Origin of the sequence: Ewingella americana (genome assembly GCF_006438725.1) — a bacterium.
Taxonomy (GTDB): Bacteria; Pseudomonadota; Gammaproteobacteria; order Enterobacterales; family Enterobacteriaceae; genus Ewingella; species Ewingella americana_A.
This window is the reverse complement of record NZ_RCZD01000009.1, coordinates 195,882-217,593: the sequence shown is the minus strand read 5'-3', so window position 1 is coordinate 217,593 and position 21,712 is coordinate 195,882. Positions and strand designations below refer to the sequence as shown.

At 51.8% G+C, this 21,712-nt stretch carries 19 protein-coding genes and 2 pseudogenes; 14 read left to right on the top strand and 7 right to left on the bottom strand.

What is annotated here, in order from left to right; genetic code table 11:
* Positions 1 to 16 precede the first annotated feature (16 nt).
* Both mepM and lpxM read left to right on the top strand, forming a co-directional pair.
* The gene (gene mepM / locus EAH77_RS17275; protein ID WP_140474048.1) at positions 17 to 1,333 is read left to right on the top strand and encodes a murein DD-endopeptidase MepM; all 1,317 of its coding nucleotides are present in this window, start codon (positions 17 to 19) and stop codon (positions 1,331 to 1,333) included.
* A 180-nt stretch (positions 1,334 to 1,513) separates the two neighbouring features.
* The gene (lpxM, locus tag EAH77_RS17270; RefSeq protein ID WP_140474047.1) at positions 1,514 to 2,485 is read left to right on the top strand and encodes a lauroyl-Kdo(2)-lipid IV(A) myristoyltransferase; all 972 of its coding nucleotides are present in this window, start codon (positions 1,514 to 1,516) and stop codon (positions 2,483 to 2,485) included.
* Between the two features lie 74 nt (positions 2,486 to 2,559).
* Here the strand turns inward: lpxM and EAH77_RS17265 are convergent, their stop codons facing one another.
* From EAH77_RS17265 to EAH77_RS17240, 6 genes are all read right to left on the bottom strand, one after another.
* Positions 2,560 to 3,783, bottom strand: a complete 1,224-nt coding sequence (locus tag EAH77_RS17265; protein ID WP_140474046.1) for an MFS transporter — start codon at positions 3,781 to 3,783, stop codon at positions 2,560 to 2,562.
* Between the two features lie 87 nt (positions 3,784 to 3,870).
* The gene (locus EAH77_RS17260; protein WP_140474045.1) at positions 3,871 to 6,252 is read right to left on the bottom strand and encodes a GNAT family N-acetyltransferase; all 2,382 of its coding nucleotides are present in this window, start codon (positions 6,250 to 6,252) and stop codon (positions 3,871 to 3,873) included.
* Between the two features lie 10 nt (positions 6,253 to 6,262).
* Entirely contained in the window at positions 6,263 to 7,567 is a 1,305-nt protein-coding gene (locus EAH77_RS17255) for a lysine N(6)-hydroxylase/L-ornithine N(5)-oxygenase family protein (protein ID WP_140474044.1), read from the bottom strand.
* A 12-nt stretch (positions 7,568 to 7,579) separates the two neighbouring features.
* Positions 7,580 to 9,124 (bottom strand): pyridoxal phosphate-dependent decarboxylase family protein, encoded by a 1,545-nt coding sequence (locus tag EAH77_RS17250; RefSeq protein WP_140474043.1) that lies wholly within the window; start codon positions 9,122 to 9,124, stop codon positions 7,580 to 7,582.
* A 634-nt stretch (positions 9,125 to 9,758) separates the two neighbouring features.
* Positions 9,759 to 11,201: a pyruvate kinase gene (pyk, locus tag EAH77_RS17245; RefSeq protein ID WP_140474042.1), complete on the bottom strand. Its 1,443-nt coding sequence runs from the start codon at positions 11,199 to 11,201 to the stop codon at positions 9,759 to 9,761.
* Positions 11,202 to 11,274: 73 nt separating this feature from the next.
* Positions 11,275 to 12,144, bottom strand: a complete 870-nt coding sequence (locus EAH77_RS17240) for a MurR/RpiR family transcriptional regulator (protein ID WP_140474041.1) — start codon at positions 12,142 to 12,144, stop codon at positions 11,275 to 11,277.
* A 359-nt stretch (positions 12,145 to 12,503) separates the two neighbouring features.
* Here EAH77_RS17240 and zwf point away from each other — a divergent pair, with 359 nt between their 5' ends.
* The 3 genes from zwf to EAH77_RS17225 all read left to right on the top strand — a co-directional run bounded on the left by zwf (position 12,504) and on the right by EAH77_RS17225 (position 15,508).
* Positions 12,504 to 13,979, top strand: coding sequence for a glucose-6-phosphate dehydrogenase (gene zwf / locus EAH77_RS17235; RefSeq protein WP_140474040.1), 1,476 nt, complete (start codon positions 12,504 to 12,506; stop codon positions 13,977 to 13,979).
* A gap of 10 nt (positions 13,980 to 13,989) precedes the next feature.
* Positions 13,990 to 14,685, top strand: coding sequence for a 6-phosphogluconolactonase (gene pgl / locus EAH77_RS17230; RefSeq protein ID WP_140474039.1), 696 nt, complete (start codon positions 13,990 to 13,992; stop codon positions 14,683 to 14,685).
* Positions 14,686 to 14,866: 181 nt separating this feature from the next.
* A complete protein-coding gene (locus EAH77_RS17225; protein ID WP_140474038.1) occupies positions 14,867 to 15,508 on the top strand; it encodes a bifunctional 4-hydroxy-2-oxoglutarate aldolase/2-dehydro-3-deoxy-phosphogluconate aldolase in 642 nt (213 codons plus the stop codon).
* Between the two features lie 60 nt (positions 15,509 to 15,568).
* On the opposite strand, the gene EAH77_RS17220 is transcribed toward EAH77_RS17225, so the two are convergent.
* On the bottom strand, positions 15,569 to 15,913 hold the full coding sequence (locus EAH77_RS17220) for a RidA family protein (protein WP_140474037.1): 345 nt from the start codon (positions 15,911 to 15,913) through the stop codon (positions 15,569 to 15,571).
* Between the two features lie 142 nt (positions 15,914 to 16,055).
* Here EAH77_RS17220 and EAH77_RS17215 point away from each other — a divergent pair, with 142 nt between their 5' ends.
* The 9 genes and pseudogenes from EAH77_RS17215 to EAH77_RS17175 all read left to right on the top strand — a co-directional run.
* Positions 16,056 to 17,969 (top strand): ATP-dependent DNA helicase, encoded by a 1,914-nt coding sequence (locus tag EAH77_RS17215; RefSeq protein ID WP_140474036.1) that lies wholly within the window; start codon positions 16,056 to 16,058, stop codon positions 17,967 to 17,969.
* A gap of 90 nt (positions 17,970 to 18,059) precedes the next feature.
* Positions 18,060 to 18,761: a tRNA (adenosine(37)-N6)-threonylcarbamoyltransferase complex dimerization subunit type 1 TsaB gene (tsaB, locus tag EAH77_RS17210; RefSeq protein ID WP_140474035.1), complete on the top strand. Its 702-nt coding sequence runs from the start codon at positions 18,060 to 18,062 to the stop codon at positions 18,759 to 18,761.
* Positions 18,762 to 18,824: 63 nt separating this feature from the next.
* Positions 18,825 to 19,445, top strand: coding sequence for a Slp family lipoprotein (locus EAH77_RS17205; RefSeq protein ID WP_140474034.1), 621 nt, complete (start codon positions 18,825 to 18,827; stop codon positions 19,443 to 19,445).
* A gap of 430 nt (positions 19,446 to 19,875) precedes the next feature.
* Positions 19,876 to 20,151 carry a tlde1 domain-containing protein gene (locus tag EAH77_RS17200; RefSeq protein ID WP_140474094.1) on the top strand — a complete coding sequence of 92 codons (276 nt, stop codon included), beginning with the start codon at positions 19,876 to 19,878 and terminating at the stop codon, positions 20,149 to 20,151.
* The gene (locus EAH77_RS17195; RefSeq protein ID WP_140474033.1) at positions 20,132 to 20,398 is read left to right on the top strand and encodes a hypothetical protein; all 267 of its coding nucleotides are present in this window, start codon (positions 20,132 to 20,134) and stop codon (positions 20,396 to 20,398) included. The genes EAH77_RS17200 and EAH77_RS17195 overlap by 20 nt, the downstream gene beginning before the upstream one ends.
* Position 20,399: 1 nt before the next feature.
* Positions 20,400 to 20,526 (top strand): annotated as a pseudogene (locus EAH77_RS17190) (type VI secretion system tube protein Hcp); the annotation flags it as partial.
* A 361-nt stretch (positions 20,527 to 20,887) separates the two neighbouring features.
* On the top strand, positions 20,888 to 21,139 hold the full coding sequence (locus tag EAH77_RS17185) for a hypothetical protein (RefSeq protein WP_140474032.1): 252 nt from the start codon (positions 20,888 to 20,890) through the stop codon (positions 21,137 to 21,139).
* Positions 21,120 to 21,410: a hypothetical protein gene (locus EAH77_RS17180; RefSeq protein WP_140474031.1), complete on the top strand. Its 291-nt coding sequence runs from the start codon at positions 21,120 to 21,122 to the stop codon at positions 21,408 to 21,410. Before EAH77_RS17185 ends, EAH77_RS17180 begins: the two co-directional genes overlap by 20 nt.
* A 1-nt stretch (position 21,411) precedes the next feature.
* Positions 21,412 to 21,668: pseudogene (locus EAH77_RS17175) on the top strand (type VI secretion system tube protein Hcp); the annotation flags it as partial.
* Positions 21,669 to 21,712 lie beyond the last annotated feature (44 nt).

Below are 21,712 nucleotides of genomic sequence, written 5' to 3'. Positions count from 1 at the left end.
AAAAGGACAGATCTAAGTGCAGCTGATAGCCCGTTCTATCGCTCTGGCGTATAACAACCTTCCACGGCCCCACCGCGTCATGCTGGGGTCGCTTACCGTCGTCACGCTTGCCGTGGCCGTCTGGAAACCGTTCGTTTACCACCCAGAACAAAACCCCATAGTTAAACACATTGAGCTCGACAGCGAACAAGTGCGTTCACTGCTTCCCGAAGCCAGTGAACCTATCGACCAGTCACCACCTGCTGAAGATATTCCGCAAGATGATCTCGACGAAAAAGTCGAGTCAGAGACCGGCGTTCACGAATACGTTGTCTCCACCGGCGACACGCTGAGCAGTATTCTGAACCAGTACGGTATCGATATGTCCGATATCGCTGCGCTGGCCTCCGCCGACAGCGATCTGCGTAACCTGAAAATCGGTCAGCAACTGTCATGGACCATTAATGACGATGGCGAGTTGCAGCGCGTGACCTGGGAGAAATCCCGTCGCGAAACCTACACCTATGACCGCTCCGGCACCGGCTTTAAATCCAGTCTGCAAACCATGACGGGTGAGTGGAAAGACAACGTGCTGAAAGGGCGTCTGGATGGCAGTTTTGTCACCAGCGCAAAAGCCGCCGGGCTTTCCAGCGGAGAAATCAGCTCGGTCATCAAAGCCTTGCAGTGGCAGTTAGATTTTAAAAAATTGCGCAAAGGTGATGAGTTCGCCGTGTTGATGTCGCGTGAAGTCCTGGATGGCAAAAGCGAGCAAAGCCAGTTGCAGGGGGTGCGTATGCGCAGCAGCGGCAAAGATTATTATGCTATCCGCGCCGAAGACGGCAAATTTTATGACCGCAACGGCAGCGGGCTGGCGCGTGGCTTCCTGCGTTTCCCGACCATCAAGCAGTTCCGTATCTCCTCTAACTTTAACCCGCGTCGTCTGAACCCGGTCACTGGCCGCGTTGCGCCGCACCGGGGCGTTGACTTCGCGGTGCCTGTCGGAACACCGGTGTTGGCAGTCGGCGATGGTGAGGTTATGGTGGCGAAAAACGGGGGAGCGGCGGGTAATTACGTGGCGATTCTCCACGGCCGCCAGTACATGACCCGCTATATGCATCTGCGTAAAATTTTGGTCAAACCGGGTCAGAAGATCAAACGCGGCGATCGCATTGCATTGTCCGGTAACACAGGCCGTTCGACCGGGCCTCACCTGCACTTTGAAATGTGGATTAACCAGTTAGCGGTCAATCCGCTGACGGCTAAATTGCCACGTTCTGAAGGGTTGACCGGTAAGGATCGCAGTGAATATCTGGCAAACGTGAAACAGGTTATTCCTCAATTGAAACTGAACTGAGTTGTAGACTCTGTCGTTTCTGACTTCCGTCGATGGGCAAACGCACGGATTATGCGTGCTGTTTTGCCCGTTATTGGCGTTTCCTCATTAAAACAACATCGTGAGTTTGTTTGCAAATTGATGCGCTGCACTTATCATTGAACGATTGTTGTCTTTAGAACACTGTAGCCAGAGCCGTTTATGCAGCCAGAAAAAAAATCGACCGTCGAATTTATTCCACAATTCCAGAAAGCTTTTTATCACCCACGTTATTGGGGGGTATGGCTGGGTGTGGGCGCTATGGCGGGAATGGCGTATGTTCCCGCAAAAATCCGTGACCCTATTTTAGCCACGCTTGGCCGTCTGGCCGGGAAGCTGGCGAAAGGTGCACGTCGTCGCGCGCGGATCAATCTGCTGTACTGCATGCCGGAAGTGGCCGAAGCCGAACGTGAGCATATTATTGACCAGATGTTCGCCACCGCCGCGCAATCAATGGTGATGATGGCTGAGCTGGCCTGCCGAAAACCTGAAAAAGTGCTCGATCGCGTACACTGGCATGGCAAAGAGATTGTCGACCAGATGCAGGCCGAGGGTAAAAATGTCATTTTCCTGGTGCCACATGCCTGGGCGGTGGATATTCCTGCCATGTTACTGGCGGCCAGCGATCAGCCGATCGCGGCAATGTTCCATAATCAAAAAAACCCGCTGACCGACTATCTGTGGAATAGCGTGCGTCGCCGTTACGGTGGGCGTTTACATGCGCGTAATAACGGTATTAAACCGTTTATCAGCTCTGTCCGTCAGGGGTACTTGGGCTATTATCTGCCTGACCAGGATCACGGCGCAGAACACAGCGAATTTGTGGATTTCTTCGCCACATACAAGGCGACGTTGCCGGCCCTCGGGCGTTTGATGAAAGTCTGTCGCGCATCTATTGTGCCGTTGTTCCCGGTTTATAATGGGCGTGAAAGTCGTCTGGATATTTATATCCGTCCGCCAATGGATGATCTGGCGACCGCCGATGACCATCAGATTGCGCGTCGCATGAATGAAGAAGTTGAGCTGTTGGTTGGGCCAAACCCGGAGCAGTACACCTGGATTCTCAAATTACTGAAGACGCGTAAGCCGGGCGAGATTGAGCCATATTCTCGTGATGAGCTTTACCCTAAGTAACCGGCAGATTTAACACAAAAGGCTGAGATAAACTCAGCCTTTTGTGTTTTTAGTGATGAGTAGAAACAGGCTTTCTATGGTGTTGCTGCCACCCTTGAACGCAGGAACACCATGATCAACAGCGCAGCGATAATGCCACTCACCCATCCAAACTGATTGAACGCGTCATTCCCCGCAGCAAAATAGACCTGCTTCGCCACTTCGATACCGAGCGCAAACACCAGAATAGTCATCAGCCCCAGCGCTGCTGCCACAGTGCCTTTGCCCACCGGGCTGGCAAACAGCGTCAGGCGATAAAGTCCGGCGTTGACCAGACCCGAACCCAGCGCATACAGGCTGAGTCCGGCAATGATGCCACTCCAGGCATGTTCGAAAAAGGTTGCGCTAATGGCCGTGATACCCAGCCCCGCCACCACGGGAATAACACCAAGCCTGATGGGGGTGCTGATGTTCACCTTGCCACTCAGTTTGCTCAGTAGCAGATTACCGGCGATCAGCCCGGCAAAAATAGGCACCTGCAACCAGCCGTACTGGAGAGGTGACATTCCCGCATCCTGAATCAAAATCACCGGCGACTGTGCCACCCATGCCAGCAGCGGTAATGTCACAAAACCAATCGCCAGTGAACCCAATACCACGCGTTTATTGGTCAGTACCTGCTGGTAATCCGCCAGCACGCGGCGAAGTGAAAAAGGCTGACCGTCGCGCGGTGCAGTTTCCGGCATACTGCGCCACAACCCCCACCAGGCAATGAGCGACACCAGCGCAAACAGGGCAAACATAGTTTTCCACGGCGCATAGTGAATAAAGGCGGCCCCTGCCAGCGGCCCGAGCAACGGGGCTATCAGCGTAATATTGGCCATCAGTGCCATCAGTTTGATACTCAAACTTTCGCTGAAGGCTTCCTGAATAGCGGCGTAACCCACCGCGCCAATAAAGCACAGACTCATACCTTGTAAAAAGCGCATCAGGATAAATTGCTCAATACTTTGCGTTAGCAAGGTTCCCAGACAGGTGACGATAAAAAAGCCCACGCCGGTCAGCAACACAGGACGGCGACCCATACGGTCAGACAGCGGGCCAAGCAGCCATTGCAGCATGATACCGCCACATAAATAGGCCGTCAGTGAAGTGGAAACCCAGTCTGCGCTGGCGCTGAAGTCACTGATCACCTGCAACATGCCGGGTTGGATCATGTCATGGGCAATATAAGTGGCGAATTCGAACAACACCAGCGATAACGGGAACAGCCATTGACGACGGTTTAGCTGCTCAACCGGTTGGAATACGGATGACATAGGGACACTCTCGTTTGTGTTTCCAATAAAATTAAAAAACGCGGCCTGGGAAAACCGCGCTGAAAATAACGTCAAAATGATGAACGATCAGTTTTTATAGCGGGCAATCGGGTTATCCAACGTACCGGCAAATTTGAGGTTTTGCGCCGGGTCAGACAGATTGATCATCTGCTGGTTGTTCGCCAGTTGCAGCCGGTTCAGGCACGAATGGGTGAACGCCGGGCAGAACAGATCATAGCGGGCAAATTTCTCTGCCAGTTGCGGATACTGCTGCTGGTAGTCATGCACGGTATCGGCCACCACGCGCCAGAAATCCTCAGCGGGCATGACGTTCTGTTCTTCCAGAATGCGCGAAATAAAGCGGAACACCCCGGCGAAAACGTCGGTGAAAATCGACAGGATTTTCAGCGCTTCCGGCACATCCACGGCCAGACGTTTGGCCATTTCCGGTAAATCAGCATCCGGGTTCATCACCGCAATCTCCTCGGCGATATCTTTCATGTAGGCTTTGACCGGCACGTTGTTTTCGAACAACAGGATCAGGTTTTCGCCATGTGGCATAAACACCAGGTCATAGTGATAGAAGCAGTGCAGCAGCGGGCTGAGGTAAGCGGTGGTATAGCGTTTAAGCCAGCCGGCGGCTTCAAGACCGGATGAGCGGATCATCTCAACAATCAGTGCGTCGCCGTTGAAGTCGGTATGTAACAGGGCGGCCATGGTCATCAGACGCTGATTGGGCTGTAACCATGCCACTGGGTTTTCACGCCACAGTGCGGCAAACATCTTTTTGTAAGCACTGTCACCTTTGATCGCCTGCTCAAAGTAGTGGTTGTGATAACCCAGCGACGCCACTTCCTGCAGGATGCTGAAACCGTTGGCCTGCAGGTAGGCGTCGTTTTCCACCAGTTTGGCCAGCCATGCGTTAATGCCTGGCGTGGTCGCCATGTAATACGGCGACAGCCCGCGCATAAAGCCCATATTGAGGATCGACAGGGCGGTTTTCACATAACGATGCGTCGGCTGGCTGGCGTTAAAGAAGGTGCGGATCGACTGCTGCGCCAGATAGTGATCCTCACCTTGACCCAAATAAATCAGGAAATTGCGCGCAATATCCGGTGCAAAGACGGTGAGCAGTTTGTTCTGCCACTGCCAGGGATGTACCGGCATGAAGTAATAGTTTCTCGGATCCAGGCCACGACCGGTCAGCGTTTCGGTAAAGATGCGGATCTGTGCTTCGCCTAACTCTTCGGCAATCAGCTTCTCATACGGCAAATTCTCTACGCTGGCGAAATGCGCTTTGTCATGATGCACCGCCACCCACACCAGTTTCATCGGGCTGGCGGCTTCCGGTGTGTATCGCACGTAGTCAGCGGCGTCAAAACCAATCCTGCCGTTGTTGGCGATAAAGCTCGGGTGGCCTTCGGTCATGCTGCTTTCAACAGTCTGAAAATCCGCCTGGCTTAGCTCTCTGGCGGTGGTGCGGTTGTTCTCCAGCTTCCACGCGCTGCCATACAACGTGCTGGAAATCTCTTCCATGTAGGTCGGTAACATGGCCTGCGAAATACCGATCTGTTCGGCGAACTCAATGATGAACTGCAAGGCATCCAGCGGCTGTGGCGACAGGTTATCGAGGCGTTGAATACTATCGACGGCAATCAGCCAGTCGTTGAGCGGTAACTGGCGTGCGCGGAAACGGTACTCGGTTTCGCTGCCCGGTGCGGCGAGCTGATAGTTGCTCCATTCTCCTGACTGGCTTATCAGCGTCGGCTCGATGAGGCGTTCATGAGCCAGTTCGGACAAACATTTACGCAGCAACAGCGCGTTGGCTTTGGCCCAGTGCTGCGGTTGTAGATGCTGACCGGTTTGCATGGCAGATTGCGTATTCATGAGGTTTTTTTCCTTCTGGCGGGCCAATAAATAGTCTTCGCGCTGGCAGAATGCCAGCCAGGCAGTTTTATGCGGCAGCCTGATTTGGCGCTGATAGCGGAAACCAGCGCGTTTGTTCAACCGGTGGATTTTGTCATTGCGCACGTCAGGCTCTACCACCACGCGCAGTACGTCCGGCAGGCTGAACAGGTATTCCATCACGGTGGAAAAGACCTGCCAGCTGAAACCCGCAAGAGGTTGGTCAGGCGGTGATAGCAAAATGTGCATACCGATATCACCAGGCTGTACGTCGTAATGCGCATGCAGCGGATCGTCCTGCACCGGATAGCACTCGATCAAAAATGCCGGTTTGCCGTCGTGCTCGCCGATCAGGGCGGCGCGCGGATTATTGATAGTCAGGTCGCGGTAGAAGGTTTCAACTTCGTCACGGTGGCTCTCCTGCATGCCCCAGAAATGAGCGTAAGGCTGGCTCATCCAGCCGTGCAGCAGGTCGGCGTCGTGTGGGAAAACCAACTTACGCAGCGTTAATTCACCCACCTCACATGAGCGCGAAAACAGCGCTTTGGTTTGCGTTTCAAACATTGTTGGCTCCTTAAAGTCCGCGGGCGCAGAAGGTCTGGAAGGCAATAGCCTGTTCAATCGGGTAGACGTCTTCACCCAGCATGGCGCGGATAATGCTGCTGTTGCGATAACAAGCCATACCAAGATCGGGCGTGACGAAGCCATGAGTATGGAGTTCGGCGTTCTGCACGAAGATTTGGTTATCGGCATCGATGCTGTAGTTGCGGTTAACCGCGTAGCGACCGGCGTCGTCCCATTGAATTCGCGAGTGGATCCCTTCGATACACTGCGGCGGTTGATAGCCGTAGCCGGTGGCCAGGATCACCGAGCCGGTGGTGTGGCTATATTGCTGCTGTTGTTCCTGCTGCAGGAAGGTCATCTCCAGTTCACCGCTGTGGCTGCGACCCATTCCGGTCAGTTCGGAATGGGTATACAGGTTGACGTTCAGTGGGCCGTCGAGACGTTTGGTGTACATCAGATCATAGATATCATTGATTAAACTGATGTTGATGCCTTTGTAGAGGCCTTTCTGCTCGCGGTTTAGCTGGTCGCGTTTGCTCATCGGCAGCTCATGGAAATAGTCGATGTACTCCGGCGAGGTCATTTCCAGCGTCAGTTTGCTGTACTCCAGCGGGTAAAAGCGCGGTGCGCGGGTGACCCAGGTCAACTGGTAGTCATGCTTTTCAATATCTGAAAGCAGGTCATAGAAGATTTCAGCTGCGCTCTGGCCGCTGCCCACCACGGTGACGGATTTGGATTGCTGTACCTGCTCTTTGTTGGGCAGATAGGTACTTGAGTGATGAATATGGCGGCCGACGTCGCGGGCGCAGGCGGGTAACCATGGCGAAGGGCCCGTACCGAGCACCAGTTTTCTGGCGCGATAGTGCAACATTTCGCCGTCTTTGGTTGACCGCGCCTGTACCAGATAGCACTGCGCCTCGTCGCTCCAGGTCACCAGCTCCACCCGGGTAGAGAATTGCAGGTTGGTTAGTTGCTGGCAGGCCCACTGGCAATACTGGTTAAACTCTTTACGCATCATGAAGAAGTTCTCACGGATGTAGAACGAGTAGATTTTCCCTTTCTGCTTGAGGTAATTGAGAAAACTGAAATGGCTGGTGGGGTCCGCCAGCGTCACCAGATCGGCCATAAAAGGCGTTTGCAACATGGCACTTTCCAGCATCATGCCGGTGTGCCAGTCGAAGCCCTCATTTTGGTCGAGGAACAGACCGTCCAGCCCTTTCACCGGCTCGGTCAGGCAGGCCAGCCCGAGGTTAAACGGACCAATGCCGATGGCGATAAAATCATAGGTTTTGTGACTGCTGTTAAGATTTGGCATGGTGAATTCCTGTTATTGACCTTGTTCTGCGTTCAGTGCAGCACGGGTTAATTCTTTGCCGTAATGCACAATCAGGCTGATGACGTCAGCGATGTCTTCCTGCGTGGTCATCGGGTTGAGCAGGGTGAATTTCAGATACTGGCGTTTATTCACTTTGGTCCCCGCGATCACTGCGCTACCGGCGCGGAAGATGGCTTTACGAATGTCGGCATTCACGGCGTCAATCTGCTCATCGGACAGTGACTGACGGGGGAGGAAGCGGAACACCAGTGTGCTCAGTTCAGGCTGGTGCAGGGCCTCAATATTGGGATGGTTAATCAGTTGCTGATGGGCGTTGGTCGTCAGTGCCAGCAGGGTATCGAAGGATTCACCCAGAGCCTGCTGCCCCATGATGCGCAGCGTCAGCCACATTTTCAGCGCGTCAAAACGGCGGGTGGTTTGAATGCTTTTATTCACCAGATTCGGCGTGCCTTCCAGTTTTGCGCTTAACGGGTTGAGGTAATCGGCGTAGCAGGTGACGTGCTCAAAATGTTTCTGATCATTGAGCAGGAAGGCGCTGCAACTGACGGACTGGAAGAAGGATTTGTGGTAATCGACTGTCACAGAATCGGCCAGTTGAATACCGTCGATGCGCTGGCGGTGCAGAGGGGATACCAGCAGGCCACAGCCGTAGGCGGCGTCTACATGCATCCAGATATGTTCATGGCGGCATATCTCTGCGATGCCGTTCAGAGGATCGATGCTGCCGAAATCTGTGGTACCTGCGGTGGCGACGATAGCAATGGGGATCAGCCCTTCGGCGTGGCAGCGGGCGATCTCTTGTTTCAGTGCGTTGATGTCCATACGAAATGCGCTGTCACAAGCGACGGGCACCACGGCGTCATAGCCGAGGCCGAGCAGGGCAGCTGATTTTTGAATGCTGAAATGGCTAACCTGCGAGCTGAAAATACGCCAGCGGTTGGCTTCCTGTGGCAGGCCCTGATATTTGATGCTGTGCTCAGGCAAGGTACGTTTGCAGTAAGCGTCACGTGCCAGCAGCATGGCCATCAGGTTTGACTGCGTGCCGCCGCTGGTGAAAATGCCGTCAGATTGCGACCCGAACTGAATACGTGCCAGCGTCCAGTCGATCACCTTCTGTTCGATCAGCGTGCCGCCTGCACTTTGGTCCCAGGTATCAACGGAAGAGTTAATCGCGCTGATAAACAGCTCTGCCAGTTGGGCAGGAAGCACGGTGGGGCAATTAAGATGCGCAAGGTATTTTGGGTGATGGAAATAGACCGCGTGTTGCAGATATAAATCGTCCAGCTCCTCAAGTGCCAGCCTCGTACCGGGTAAAGGTTGAGTGAGATCGATATGGCGAAATTGTTCGGCTAATTCTGAAGGTGTAACACCAGAAAAAGGTTTCTCCTTGCTGTTAATATGGCCTTTGATTATTTCAAGGCCATTTTCAATCTGTGCCTGCCACTCTTCAGTACTATTTTGATTGAAAATAAAATCCTGATTGTGATGTATTAACGACGATGAAGGCACCGTTGCAGAATAATTTATTTGGCTCATGCTGATTCCTGTCTTGTCCCTTTTTGGCTTTACGTGGCATGGGGAGGCCGCCGGCCATTGTCGAGAGAGTTAAGTGAGGCTGATTTATCATCAGGCAGGGGAGCTCCCTGCCTGGATGCAATATGAATTTTTAAATGCTTTATTAAATAAAATTAGCAGACGTTAGTTTTGTGTAAATTCCTTTGCGCGGAAATTAGCAGGTGTTTAACCAATGAGAGTCATTATAAATGCAAATCATTATCATTCAATGTCAGTAATGATCATTCGCCGGAAAGAAGTAAAGTTAATGTTTTTATGTGATGTGTATCACATAAATTTGAGAGCATTGTGGCTGCATACATAAACCCCATCGGATTACTCCGTATTTATTATTCCAAACAGGGGGCTGGCGAGGCTGAAATAAAGCCAATTTGGAATATTTACCCTTATTTAAAATAAGACAATTGATATTGTTATGAACACTACCCAATGAGATTGGCGTCTTATTTATTGTCGATGTTGAAATAAATGGCTGAGGAGAAAATAAATGAGGCTTAAAAAAGAAAATAAAAAAGCCAGTTCAAATGAACTGGCTTAATCATGCTGTAAATAGACTAAAAACGAATTAACCCATCCACTTTATATGGGCATCGGATTAATCAACCCGTAATACGCGGCTGGTATTGGTGGTGCCGATGGTACTCATGACATCACCCTGCGTTACGATAACCAGATCACCGGAGAGCAGGTAACCTTTGTCGCGCAGCAGTTCGATAGCATCGTGGGCGGCAGCTACGCCGTCACTGTGACTGTCAAAGAACACCGGCGTCACGCCACGGTAGATTGCGGTGAGGTTAAGCGTATTTTCGTGACGGGACATGGCGAAAATTGGCAAGCCTGAGCTTATGCGAGACATCATCAGGGCGGTACGGCCAGATTCGGTCATAGCGATGATCGCGGTGACCCCTTTCAGGTGGTTGGCGGCATACATGGAAGACATTGCAATGGCTTCTTCGATGTTGTCGAATTCCACGTCCAGGCGGTGTTTTGACACATTAATGCTTGGGATTTTCTCAGCACCCAAACAAACACGTGCCATGGCAGCTACGGTTTCAGCCGGATACTGGCCTGCCGCTGTTTCTGCCGACAACATCACGGCGTCTGTGCCGTCGAGCACGGCGTTAGCGACGTCCATCACTTCTGCACGTGTTGGCATTGGGTTGGTGATCATTGACTCCATCATCTGCGTCGCCGTGATAACTGCACGGTTAAGCTTACGGGCGCGGCGGATCAATTTCTTCTGGATGCCGACCAGTTCAGGGTCACCAATTTCAACGCCCAAGTCACCACGGGCTACCATCACCACGTCAGAAGCCAGAATGATGTCATCCATGGCTTCGTCAGAAGCAACCGCTTCGGCGCGTTCGACTTTAGAGACGATTTGCGCATTACAGCCAGCATCACGTGCCAGACGGCGTGCGTAGTTCAAATCTTCACCCGTACGCGGGAAAGAGACAGCCAGATAATCGACGCCAATTTTGGCCGCAGTGATGATATCTGACTTGTCTTTTTCGGTCAGCGCTTCGGCAGACAGACCGCCGCCGAGCTTGTTGATCCCCTTATTATTGGACAGAGGGCCGCCCACGGTCACTTCGGTGAACACTTTCATGCCCTGAACTTCGAGCACTTTCAGTTGTACACGTCCATCATCGAGCAGCAGGATATCGCCGGGGACCACGTCAGCAGGCAAACCTTTATAGTCGATACCGACTTTTTCTTTGTCGCCTTCGCCTTTGCCCATGTTGGCATCGAGCAGGAATTTATCACCAATATTGAGGAAGACTTTGCCTTCTTTAAAGGTGGAAACACGAATTTTTGGTCCCTGGAGGTCACCGAGGATCGCCACGTGGCGGCCAAGACGTGCCGCGATTTCACGCACTTTATTGGCGCGAATGATGTGGTCTTCAGCGGTACCGTGGGAAAAATTCATGCGAACGACGTTGGCGCCGGCAGCAATGATCTTTTCCAGATTATTGTCACGATCCGTGGCAGGACCGAGGGTACAAACAATTTTGGTTCTTCTGAGCCTTCTGGACATGTAGTACTCCGTTGACTGGTGAACAAGTGTGTTGCAAAAAACTGCGAGAACTTCTTTATCATTCAGACTACGCTTAGTCGAAAACATTGGGAACGGGTGCGCCTTTATCAAAGCGCGATTCTTTCAACGCGTCTTTGACACGCTTCAGGTTATCTCTGAATTTTGCTCCGCGACGCAATGTAAAACCGGTCGCCAGCACGTCTATCAGCGTCAGTTGGGCGATGCGTGAGACCATTGGCATGTACACGTCGGTGTCTTCGGGAACGTCAAGCAGCAGCGCCAGCGTTGCCTCATGGGCGAGCGGGGTGTTTTGCGACGTAATGGCGATCACCGTGGCGTCATTTTCGCGCGCAAGCTGTGCCAGTTCCACCAGACTTTTGGTGCGTCCGGTGTGGGAAATCAGCACCACCACATCGCCTTCGGTACAGTTCATACAGCTCATTCGTTGCATGACGATGTCATCAAAGTAGACCACCGGAATATTGAAGCGGAAAAACTTGTTCATGGCGTCATGCGCGACAGCAGCCGAGGCACCGAGACCGAAGAAGGAGATTTTTTTCGCCTGCGTCAACAGGTCCACCGCGCGGTTAATCGCGCTGATGTCCAGGGTGTTTTTCACCTGATCCAGCGTCGCCATGGTGGATTCAAAAATCTTGCTGGTATAGGCGTCAGCACCATCGCCTTCATCCACGTTACGGTTCACATACGGCGTGCCATTGGCCAGACTCTGGGCCAGGTGTAATTTAAAATCAGGAAAGCCTTTGGTGTCGAGGCGACGGCAAAAACGGTTTACAGTGGGTTCACTGACATCGGCCATGCGGGCCAGGGTGGCAATGCTGCAATGGATGGCAGTCTGGGGCGAGGCAAGAATGGCCTCGGCAACTTTTCTTTCAGACTTGCTCAGAATGTCCAGATGGCTTTGGATTTTTTCTAATGTATTCATTAGCGTGCCACTCATAGGTTTCAACGATTTCTATGAAAAGAGGAAATCATGTCGGTTTGGTGAAAATATACTACGAGCCTGATTGGGTTGGCATAAGCAATATGGTGAATTTTAAGCTTTTATCCTCAGAGTATGACCGGGATCTCCATTTCAGTATGGTAAATCTCCGTCATATTTGTCATAAAATTACATAACTCAGCGCTTTTTTCTGACCGATTTAACATCTATGACAAAATATGTGGTTTTTATTCATCTATTAACGTTTTAGATCGAGGTTTACGGGCGCTAACCAATCAGAGTACATTGTTGCTGAAATAAAATTACAATATATCCTGCACTCTTGCATTAAGGAGAAGATCATGGCGGTAACCCAGACAGCCCAGGCCTGTGACCTGGTTATTTTCGGTGCGAAGGGCGATCTTGCGCGCCGTAAACTGTTGCCTTCCCTGTATCAGTTAGAAAAGGCTGGCCACATTCATCCTGACACCAAAATCATCGGTGTTGGCCGTGCAGAGTGGGACAAAGCGGCATATACCGAAATTGTCAAAGAAGCGCTGACCACCTTCATGAAGGAAAAAATGGAACCCGAGCTATGGGATAAACTCAGCGCTCGTCTCGAATTTTGTAACCTTGATGTCAATGATCTCAAGCATTTCAAAGTGCTGGGGAAAATGCTCGACCAGCAAAACCGCGCCACCATCAACTATTTTGCCATGCCGCCGAGCACCTTCGGTGCCATCTGCCGTGGTCTTGGTGAGGCCGGTTTGAATAAAGAACCGTCACGCGTAGTGATGGAAAAACCGCTCGGTAACTCCCTTGAGTCTTCTCAGGTGATCAACGACCAGGTTGCTGAGTACTTCTCTGAGTCCCAGGTTTATCGTATTGACCACTATTTGGGTAAAGAAACCGTTCTGAACTTGCTGGCCCTGCGTTTCGCCAACAATTTGTTCGCCAGTAACTGGGATAACCGCACCATCGACCACGTGCAGATCACCGTGGCGGAGGAGGTGGGTATCGAAGGCCGTTGGGGTTACTTCGACAAAGCTGGCCAGATGCGCGACATGATTCAAAACCACCTGTTGCAAATTCTGACCATGATTGCCATGTCACCACCGGCCGATCTCAGTACTGACCGCATCCGTGATGAAAAAGTAAAAGTACTGCGTTCACTGCGCCGTATCGACCAATCCAATGTGCGCGAAACCACCGTCCGTGGTCAGTACACCGCCGGTTTTGTTCAGGGCAAAAAAGTGCCGGGCTACCTTGAAGAAGAGGGTGCCAACAAATCCAGCAGTACAGAAACCTTCGTTTCCATTCGCGTGGATATCGATAACTGGCAATGGGCCGGTGTGCCGTTCTATCTGCGTACCGGTAAACGTCTGCCATCCAAATGTTCAGAAGTCGTGGTCTATTTTAAAAACCCGGCGCTGAACCTGTTCCGTGATTCCTACCAGCAACTGCCGCAGAACAAACTGACCATTCGCCTGCAACCGGATGAGGGCATTGAGATCGAAGTGCTGAATAAAGTGCCGGGTCTTGAACACAAACACCGTTTGCAAACCACCAAGCTGGATCTGAGCTTCTCCGAAACGTTCAACGAGCAGCACATTGCTGATGCTTACGAACGTCTGCTGCTGGAAACCATGCGCGGTATTCAGGCGCTGTTTGTTCGCCGCGACGAAGTGGAAGAAGCCTGGAAATGGGTCGACTCCATCATGAATGCCTGGGCTGCAGAAAGTGAAGCACCAAAGCCTTACCAGTCCGGTACCTGGGGTCCTGTCGCCTCCGTGGCAATGATCACCCGTGACGGTCGCTCCTGGAATGAGTTCGAGTAAAGGGAAACTGATGGCCAATTTTGTCGAATTTTCCGGCGCGATGGCGCTGAACCAAAACTTCGCCGGAAAGATTGCGGATGCCCTTCGTCAGGGTATTGCGGCAAACGGCAAAGCCAGTCTGGTGGTGTCGGGCGGTCGCACACCGCTTGACCTGTTCATACAACTGACACGTCAGGAACTTGACTGGAGTAACGTTGTGATCACGCTGGCCGATGAGCGCTGGGTCAGCCCGGAAAACGGTGCCAGCAACGAAAAGCTGGTGCGTGATCATCTCTTGCAAGGTCTGGCCGCGTCGGCCACGTTTATTGGCCTGAAAAATGCGGCTACTTCGCCTTTTGAAGGGGCGGCTGAAGCTGAACAGGCCCTCAAGGCCTTACCGCGCCCTATCGACGTGGTGATCCTCGGCATGGGCGATGATGGCCACACTGCATCACTGTTCCCCGGCGCCACTAATCTATCCGCCGCGCTGGCGCTCGATTCAGACCGTACCTGTATGGGCATGACGCCGCTGACTGCACCGCTAGACAGGATCACCCTGACGTTGCCGTTACTGCTCGACAGCCGCAATATCTATTTGCATCTGATGGGCGAGGCGAAGCGTGAAGTGTATGAGCGCGCGGAAAAAGGCACCGACGTAAATGAAATGCCCGTGCGTGCCGTACTCAACCAGCAGCAAACGCCGGTCAGTGTTTACTGGACAGCGTGACCGAAGAGTTTAAAACCGTTGCTTACGCTGCGGTTTTTTATTGATATTTTTTTATACCCCACATCATTCAGATCGACGGGTAGGCTAATGGGTGTGGTCGGTAACCTGCATAGTTGCAGGCCCTGTGGCAGGGGCGCGCCATCAATCACAACGATGCCCACGGGCATGAATGGAGACAAAAATGAAAAATTGGAAAACTAGCGCGGAACAGATTCTGACGTCCGGCCCGGTTGTTCCGGTGATCGTTATCAACAAACTTGAGCACGCGGTTCCACTGGCGAAAGCGCTGGTTGCGGGCGGTGTTCGCGTGCTGGAAGTCACATTGCGTACCGCTTGTGCCATTGACGCAATTCGTGCAATTGCCAAAGAAGTCCCGGATGCCATTATTGGTGCGGGTACCGTGCTTAATCCTGAACAACTGGCACAAGTGACCGAAGCCGGTGCCCAGTTTGCCATTAGCCCTGGCCTGACCGACTCGCTGTTGAAAGCGGCAAACGCCGGTTCTATTCCATTGATTCCAGGTATCTGTACCGTATCTGAACTGATGATGGGTCTGGACGCGGGTCTGCGTGAGTTTAAATTCTTCCCGGCGGAAGCCAACGGAGGAGTGAAAGCCTTGCAGGCTATTGCCGGCCCGTTCCCGCAGGTCCGTTTCTGCCCAACCGGTGGCATTACACCGAACAACTACCGTGATTACCTGGCGCTGAAAAGCGTACTGTGCATCGGTGGTTCGTGGCTGGTACCGGCTGACGCGCTGGAGAGCGGTGACTATGCGCGTATCACGCAGCTGGCTAAAGACGCGGTTGCAGGCGCTAAAGCGTAATATCGTCTCTAAAATAAAAAACCTCCCACCGGGAGGTTTTTTTATGCCTGAAATCAGCGCTTAACGGGCAGCGATGATTTTGATTTCAATCTTATATTTCGGGTTCATCAGATTGGCCTGAACCGTACAACGCACCGGTGCGTTGCCTGGAGAAACCCACGCATCCCAGGCCTCATTCATGGCTTTAAAATCTTCCTTGTGAACCAGAAACAGCGTGGCATCGAGGATTTTGCTCTTGTCAGAACCGACTTCAGTCAGCACGGCGTCGATGATGGCCAGCGTTTCTGCGGTCTGATCTTTGGCATTAGCCTCCAAATTTTCCGGTACGGCAGTGTAGTAAATCGTCTCGTTGTGGATAACCACATCGGACATCCGCGGCTCAGGCCTGACTCGTTCGATGGTCATAGTGTTTATGCTCCTTCAGTCACTTTTTAATGATGGTGAAGGGTATCACAAAGGCTGATTGTGTTGGATTGACAGATGACGGTAGCCGTAGAGGCGCGGGGTTGGCATAATCACTGCTGATCCGTACAGGTAGAGAGACAGCGTGACAGACGATTTTGCACCAGACGGCGCCTTAGCGCAGAAAATTGAAGGTTTTAAACCCCGGGAACCTCAGCGTCTGATGGCGCAGGCCGTGAGTCTTGCGATCAGCCACAAACAAGGGTTAGTGGTGGAAGCGGGTACCGGTACCGGCAAAACTTACGCCTACTTGGCACCGGCATTACGCTCCGGTAAAAAAGTGATTATTTCTACCGGTTCAAAAGCCCTGCAGGATCAGCTCTATTCCCGTGACTTACCCAAAGTCGCCAGTGCACTGAAATTCAAAGGCAAACTGGCCCTGCTGAAAGGGCGATCGAACTACCTGTGTATTGAACGCCTCGAACAGCAATCCCTCTCCGGCGGTGACCTTGCCAGCCAGTCTTTAAGTGATTTGGTTCATCTGCGTAACTGGTCAAGCATGACCGAAGAGGGTGACATCAGCACCTGCGCGGTGGTGGCCGAAGACAGCTATGTCTGGCCGCTGGTCACCAGCACCAATGACAATTGTCTGGGCAGCGACTGCCCGGCCTATAAAGATTGCTTCGTTGTCAAAGCCCGCCGTAAGGCGATGGATGCCGATGTTGTGGTGGTCAATCATCACCTGTTTATGGCTGATATGGTGGTCAAAGAGAGCGGGTTCGGTGAGTTGATCCCGACCGCCGATGTGATGATTTTCGATGAAGCGCATCAAATCCCCGACATCGCCAGCCAATATTTTGGCCAGCAGGTCACCAGCCGACAACTGCTGGATATGGCCAAAGACATCACCATTGCCTATCGCACCGAAGTGCGTGATTCGGTCCAGTTGCAAAAGAGCGCTGACCGCCTGAGTCAAAGCACCATGGATTTCCGGCTGGCGCTGGGTGAACCTGGTTTTCGTGGCAACCTGCGCGATGTACTCAACCAACCGGCCATTCAGCGCGCGCTGCTGCTGCTCGATGACGCCCTCGAGCTGTGCTATGACGTGGTGAAACTGTCCCTTGGGCGCTCAGCCCTGCTGGACGCTGCTTTTGAGCGGGCGACGGTGTATCGCAACCGCCTTAAGCGCCTCAAGGATGTCACCATTCCCGGTTACAGTTACTGGTATGAGTGTAATTCACGCCATTTTGTGTTGGCGCTGACGCCTTTATCGGTGACCGATAAATTCAGTGAAATGATGGCCGATAAACCGGGCGCCTGGATTTTCACCTCCGCCACGCTGTCGGTGAACGATCAGCTTCATCACTTCACCGCCCGTCTCGGGCTGGATAACGCTGAAACCTTATTACTGGCAAGCCCGTTCGACTATGCGAATCAGGCGTTGCTGTGCGTGCCGCGCTTCCTGCCGTCGCCCAATGAGCGCGGTGGTTCTCGTCAGTTAGCTAAAATGCTGCTGCCGCTGATTGAAGCCAACAAAGGGCGCTGTTTTTTCCTGTGTACCTCTCACCTGATGATGCGTGAACTGGCTGAAGAGTTTCGCGCCAGCACCACGCTGCCCGTGCTGGTGCAGGGCGAAACCAGCAAAGGCCAGTTACTGGCCCAGTTCGTTGAAGCCGGTAATGCCTTGCTGGTGGCAACCAGCAGTTTCTGGGAAGGGGTGGATGTGCGCGGCGAAGCGCTCTCCTGCGTCATCATCGACAAACTGCCGTTTACCTCACCCGATGATCCGTTGCTGAAAGCGCGTATTGAGGATTGTCGCCTGCGCGGCGGGGATCCGTTCAATGAGGTGCAATTGCCCGATGCGGTGATCACGCTTAAACAGGGGGTGGGTCGTTTAATCCGCGATACGGATGACCGTGGTGTGATGATCATCTGTGACAATCGCCTGGTGATGCGCCCGTATGGCGAAGTGTTCCTGAACAGTTTGCCGCCTGCGCCGCGTACCCGTGATTTAGCCAAGGCGATCCGCTTTCTGCAAAACGTTGAACAGCAGAAATAGCCTGTTGGTTATGCTAGAATTCCGCCCCGAAAAAGGCCTTTAACGACGTATTTATGGCCTTTAACTACTTTTCCCCGCCTGAGGTTTGGCATGTCCACGCGAATTTTAGCAATTGATACGGCGACAGAAGCCTGCTCAGTTGCGCTTTACAATGATGGCGAGACGCTCGCTCATTTCGAACTGTGCGCCCGTGAACATACGCAGCGCATTCTGCCTATGGTGCAGCAAATACTTTCCGAAGCCGGGCTGACGCTAAATCAGCTGGATGCGTTGGCCTTTGGTCGCGGTCCGGGCAGTTTTACCGGTGTGCGCATCGGTATTGGTATTGCCCAGGGGTTGGCGTATGGCGCTGAACTGCCGCTGTTACCGGTTTCAACCCTGATGACCATGGCGCAGGGTGCTTATCGCCTGACTGGCGCCAACCGCGTATTAGCGGCCATTGATGCGCGTATGGGCGACGTTTACTGGGGTGAATATTATCGCAGTGAAGAAGGCAACTGGCAGGGAGAACAGAGCGAAGCGGTGATTAAGCCAGAACAGTTGCAACTGCGCGCCGCCGACTTCATCGGCCGTTTTGCCACCGTGGGCACCGGCTGGGGAACGTATCCGCATTTATTGGGAGAATCATTAGTCGCTGAATTATTTGATGGCGAAACGTGTCTGCCTCAGGCCGAAGACATGCTGCCACTGGCGCTGCAAATGTGGCAACGCGGTGTGCGCGTCACCCCGGAGCAGGCGGAACCTGTCTATCTGCGCAATGAAGTGACCTGGAAAAAGCTTCCTGGCCGGTAAGTTATGGCAACTTGTACCACAAACCGTGGTCAAAACTAGCAGTGTCGTTCAGGAGTTTTCGTTATGCGTAAGTGGTCAAATTTTCCACGGTTTCCAGGCCTGGCGTTAAGCGCCATTGGCCTGAGTGTTTTACTGTTATCCGGTTGTGTGACGGTTCCCGACGATATTCGCGGGACCACCGATACGCCGCAGATGAATCTGCAAGTGGTGCAGGGCGCGCCGCAGTTGTATGTTGGCCAGGAGTCCCGTTTCGGCGGGAAAGTGGTGGGGATCACCAACGAGAAAAATAAAACGCGCCTTGAGATAGCCACTATGCCGCTGGACGATAGTGCAAGACCGATCCTCGGCGCGGCATCACTCGGACGCATTCATGCTTATGTGAACGGCTTTGTCGACCCTGTGGATTTCAAGGGGCAGTTGGTGACTGTTGTTGGGCCTATCACCGGGGCTGAAGATGGCACTATCGGTGAGACGTCGTATAAGTTTGTCACCGTGAACGTTAACAGCTTTAAACGCTGGCACCTTACCCAGCAGGTGGTGATGCCACCACAGCCTATGGGTCCATGGGGCTGGGGATACGGAGGCCCTTATGATCCACGCTGGGGGCGAGGCTATGGGCCCGGCTGGGGGCCCGGTTGGTATGACACACAACCGGCACGGGTCGAGACCGTCGTCACCGAATAAACCACCGCCGCCGGCGAGAGGGAAATCTCCACCACCCCCTCCTCCGGCGAACAAGAAGTAAGTAAGGTTTTATAGGCGGCTCTGGCCTAATGCCGATCAGTTAAGGATCGGTTGACCGATCCAGTGGCTGTGTAAGAATCCGTGATCTCTCCAGAGGTTACGGATTTTTTATGTTACTCCGCCAGGCTTTAGATCCCGCCCACAAATTTACTCCGCAAGAATTCACTGTCCTTGCTTTCTCACCCTGTTTTTTATCCTGAGCCCGTGGGAACAAGTTCCCGCCAGCAGTGGAACATTTCTACTCAAGGAAATCAGTGAGTGACGCGTCACAAGGCGAAACGTTGTTACAATTAAACCCGCACTAATTACGCGGCTTTATGCCTAGAATATCCCTTAACTCAAATTTTAATGAAGGGATTGAGATGGCAGGATCTTTTACTACCATGTTGACCACTCCGAATGGTTTGCACTATACCGTGCAGATGACAAAATTGACGACCAAACATTCTTCAATAAAGTCGCCAGGGGAGGGTTTAGGCTACATCCCGGCACTATCTCTGATGGCTGTATTACCCTCGGCAACCAATCTGATTACAACATGATTAGAAACGCCCTATACAGAGCAAGCACGATTGATGTTCCAGGGACCAATTTAAAGGCATATGGAGTTATCGAGGTGATCACCTATGGCGACACTTGTCCGTAGAGTTTCCAAGGTGGTGTTTTTCATACTGCTTTTGGTCGTTGTTGGCCGCTGCATGGGGGATCCCTTCTATTGGCTCAGCTATGACTTTGTTTTAAAGGTTGGTCATTTAATTTATGGCGCTGGGGAGATTGGTGCTGAAAACATAGATGACACTTATTTTTATATTGATCTTGTTATAGCGGTGAGCGTTACCACTGCAATTTATTTATTAATAGTGACTTTAATTAAAAAAATCATGAGCAAATAAAATGCCTATTCCTCCATATATGTGGCTTAAAGATGATGGCGGTGCAGATATTAAAGGGTCTGTTGATGTTAAAGACCGAGAGGGGCAGCATTGAGGTCATCGGCATGAGTCATGGACTTAACCTACCATTCTTTATACAGACGCGTGGACTGAAAGAAACACAGCGTAAAGTGTGAATAAAAAGAAATAACCTAATAAGCATAATGCCGGTCACCTTAAGTGACCGGCATTATGCTTAAGCATTTTTTTGTGGCGCCCTTAATTCGATCAATAAATTGGCGCAGTGCTATCAGCCGTGCTTTCTCACCCTGTTTTTTATCCAGCTCCAGTGCGAACAAGTCCCCGCCAGCAGTCGGAACATGTCTACTCAATAAAATCAGTGTGTGACGCGTCACAAGGCGAAACGTTATTATCATTAAATCCATATTAATTATATGGATATGCGCTTAAAATATCGCTTAACTCAAATTTTAATGCTAAGGGATTGGGATGGCGCTACAGGGAAAGTTTGTAATTAACGATGCTGATTATTCACCGTTGAGTTTTCCGGGCGTGGAGATATTTTTGGCATTCTCAGGTGACGGTGTTTATCGCAACCGTGGCGCGTGTGGAACGATTCAGACTTTGCGCGTACTGAGAAACGTGCTGCTAAGAACTCAACTGATCGATATTCCTTGCATGAAAAAGTTAAAGGCTTACGGCAGCATTGAGGTGATCGTTAATGGTAATATTTGCCCGTAATTTAAAGAAGCGACTTGAATATTTAATTATTAAGTTGGCGAAGTTCGCTTTATTTGTCGGTCTGCTTTATTTGGGTGGAACGATAATAAATCCTGAAAGTTTCATTAGCCTTGATGCAACTGAAAGATTCGCGAAATGGGAAAGTGGTCTTGTAAGTCAAGAGAATTTTGATGATCTATGGGTCTTGATGTGGGTGGTTTTCTCACTGCTTACCGCTATTTTGGGATATATCGCGATAATGAAATTAATTAAAAAAATCAGGGGCAAGTAAAATGCCAATCCCTCCGTATATGTGGATATGGGGCTTAAAGAGGGGGGTGGTGCAGATATTAACGGGTCTGTTGATGTTAAAGACCGCGAGGGCAGCATTGATATCATCGGCACAGGGTCACATTCCCCCTTCATGTTTGAAAAAGAGTTCAATAGTTCCAGTCCCTATCGCTGCAAAACCGTTGCCACCGGTCAGACGCTGAAAAGCGCTGAGGTTCGTTTCTGCAACATCAACGATGCAGGACCGGAGGTTTGTTACTAAAACAATCGGGGCCTAAACAAGTTGCCTTCCAGTGGATTCTT

Excerpts from the sequence above, each read along its gene's own strand:
- EAH77_RS17180 (WP_140474031.1), top strand. The coding sequence starts at position 21,120 with ATGGTAATATTTGCCCGTAATTTAAAGAAGCGACTTGAATATTTAATT.
- EAH77_RS17240 (WP_140474041.1), bottom strand. The coding sequence starts at position 12,144 with ATGAATACATTAGAAAAAATCCAAAGCCATCTGGACATTCTGAGCAAG.
- tsaB (WP_140474035.1), top strand. The coding sequence starts at position 18,060 with ATGTCCACGCGAATTTTAGCAATTGATACGGCGACAGAAGCCTGCTCA.
- pyk (WP_140474042.1), bottom strand. The coding sequence starts at position 11,201 with ATGTCCAGAAGGCTCAGAAGAACCAAAATTGTTTGTACCCTCGGTCCT.
- EAH77_RS17250 (WP_140474043.1), bottom strand. The coding sequence starts at position 9,124 with ATGAGCCAAATAAATTATTCTGCAACGGTGCCTTCATCGTCGTTAATA.
- pgl (WP_140474039.1), top strand. The coding sequence starts at position 13,990 with ATGGCCAATTTTGTCGAATTTTCCGGCGCGATGGCGCTGAACCAAAAC.
- zwf (WP_140474040.1), top strand. The coding sequence starts at position 12,504 with ATGGCGGTAACCCAGACAGCCCAGGCCTGTGACCTGGTTATTTTCGGT.
- EAH77_RS17255 (WP_140474044.1), bottom strand. The coding sequence starts at position 7,567 with ATGCCAAATCTTAACAGCAGTCACAAAACCTATGATTTTATCGCCATC.
- lpxM (WP_140474047.1), top strand. The coding sequence starts at position 1,514 with ATGCAGCCAGAAAAAAAATCGACCGTCGAATTTATTCCACAATTCCAG.
- EAH77_RS17225 (WP_140474038.1), top strand. The coding sequence starts at position 14,867 with ATGAAAAATTGGAAAACTAGCGCGGAACAGATTCTGACGTCCGGCCCG.
- EAH77_RS17195 (WP_140474033.1), top strand. The coding sequence starts at position 20,132 with ATGGCGACACTTGTCCGTAGAGTTTCCAAGGTGGTGTTTTTCATACTG.
- EAH77_RS17220 (WP_140474037.1), bottom strand. The coding sequence starts at position 15,913 with ATGACCATCGAACGAGTCAGGCCTGAGCCGCGGATGTCCGATGTGGTT.
- EAH77_RS17185 (WP_140474032.1), top strand. The coding sequence starts at position 20,888 with ATGGCGCTACAGGGAAAGTTTGTAATTAACGATGCTGATTATTCACCG.
- EAH77_RS17260 (WP_140474045.1), bottom strand. The coding sequence starts at position 6,252 with ATGTTTGAAACGCAAACCAAAGCGCTGTTTTCGCGCTCATGTGAGGTG.
- EAH77_RS17265 (WP_140474046.1), bottom strand. The coding sequence starts at position 3,783 with ATGTCATCCGTATTCCAACCGGTTGAGCAGCTAAACCGTCGTCAATGG.
- EAH77_RS17205 (WP_140474034.1), top strand. The coding sequence starts at position 18,825 with ATGCGTAAGTGGTCAAATTTTCCACGGTTTCCAGGCCTGGCGTTAAGC.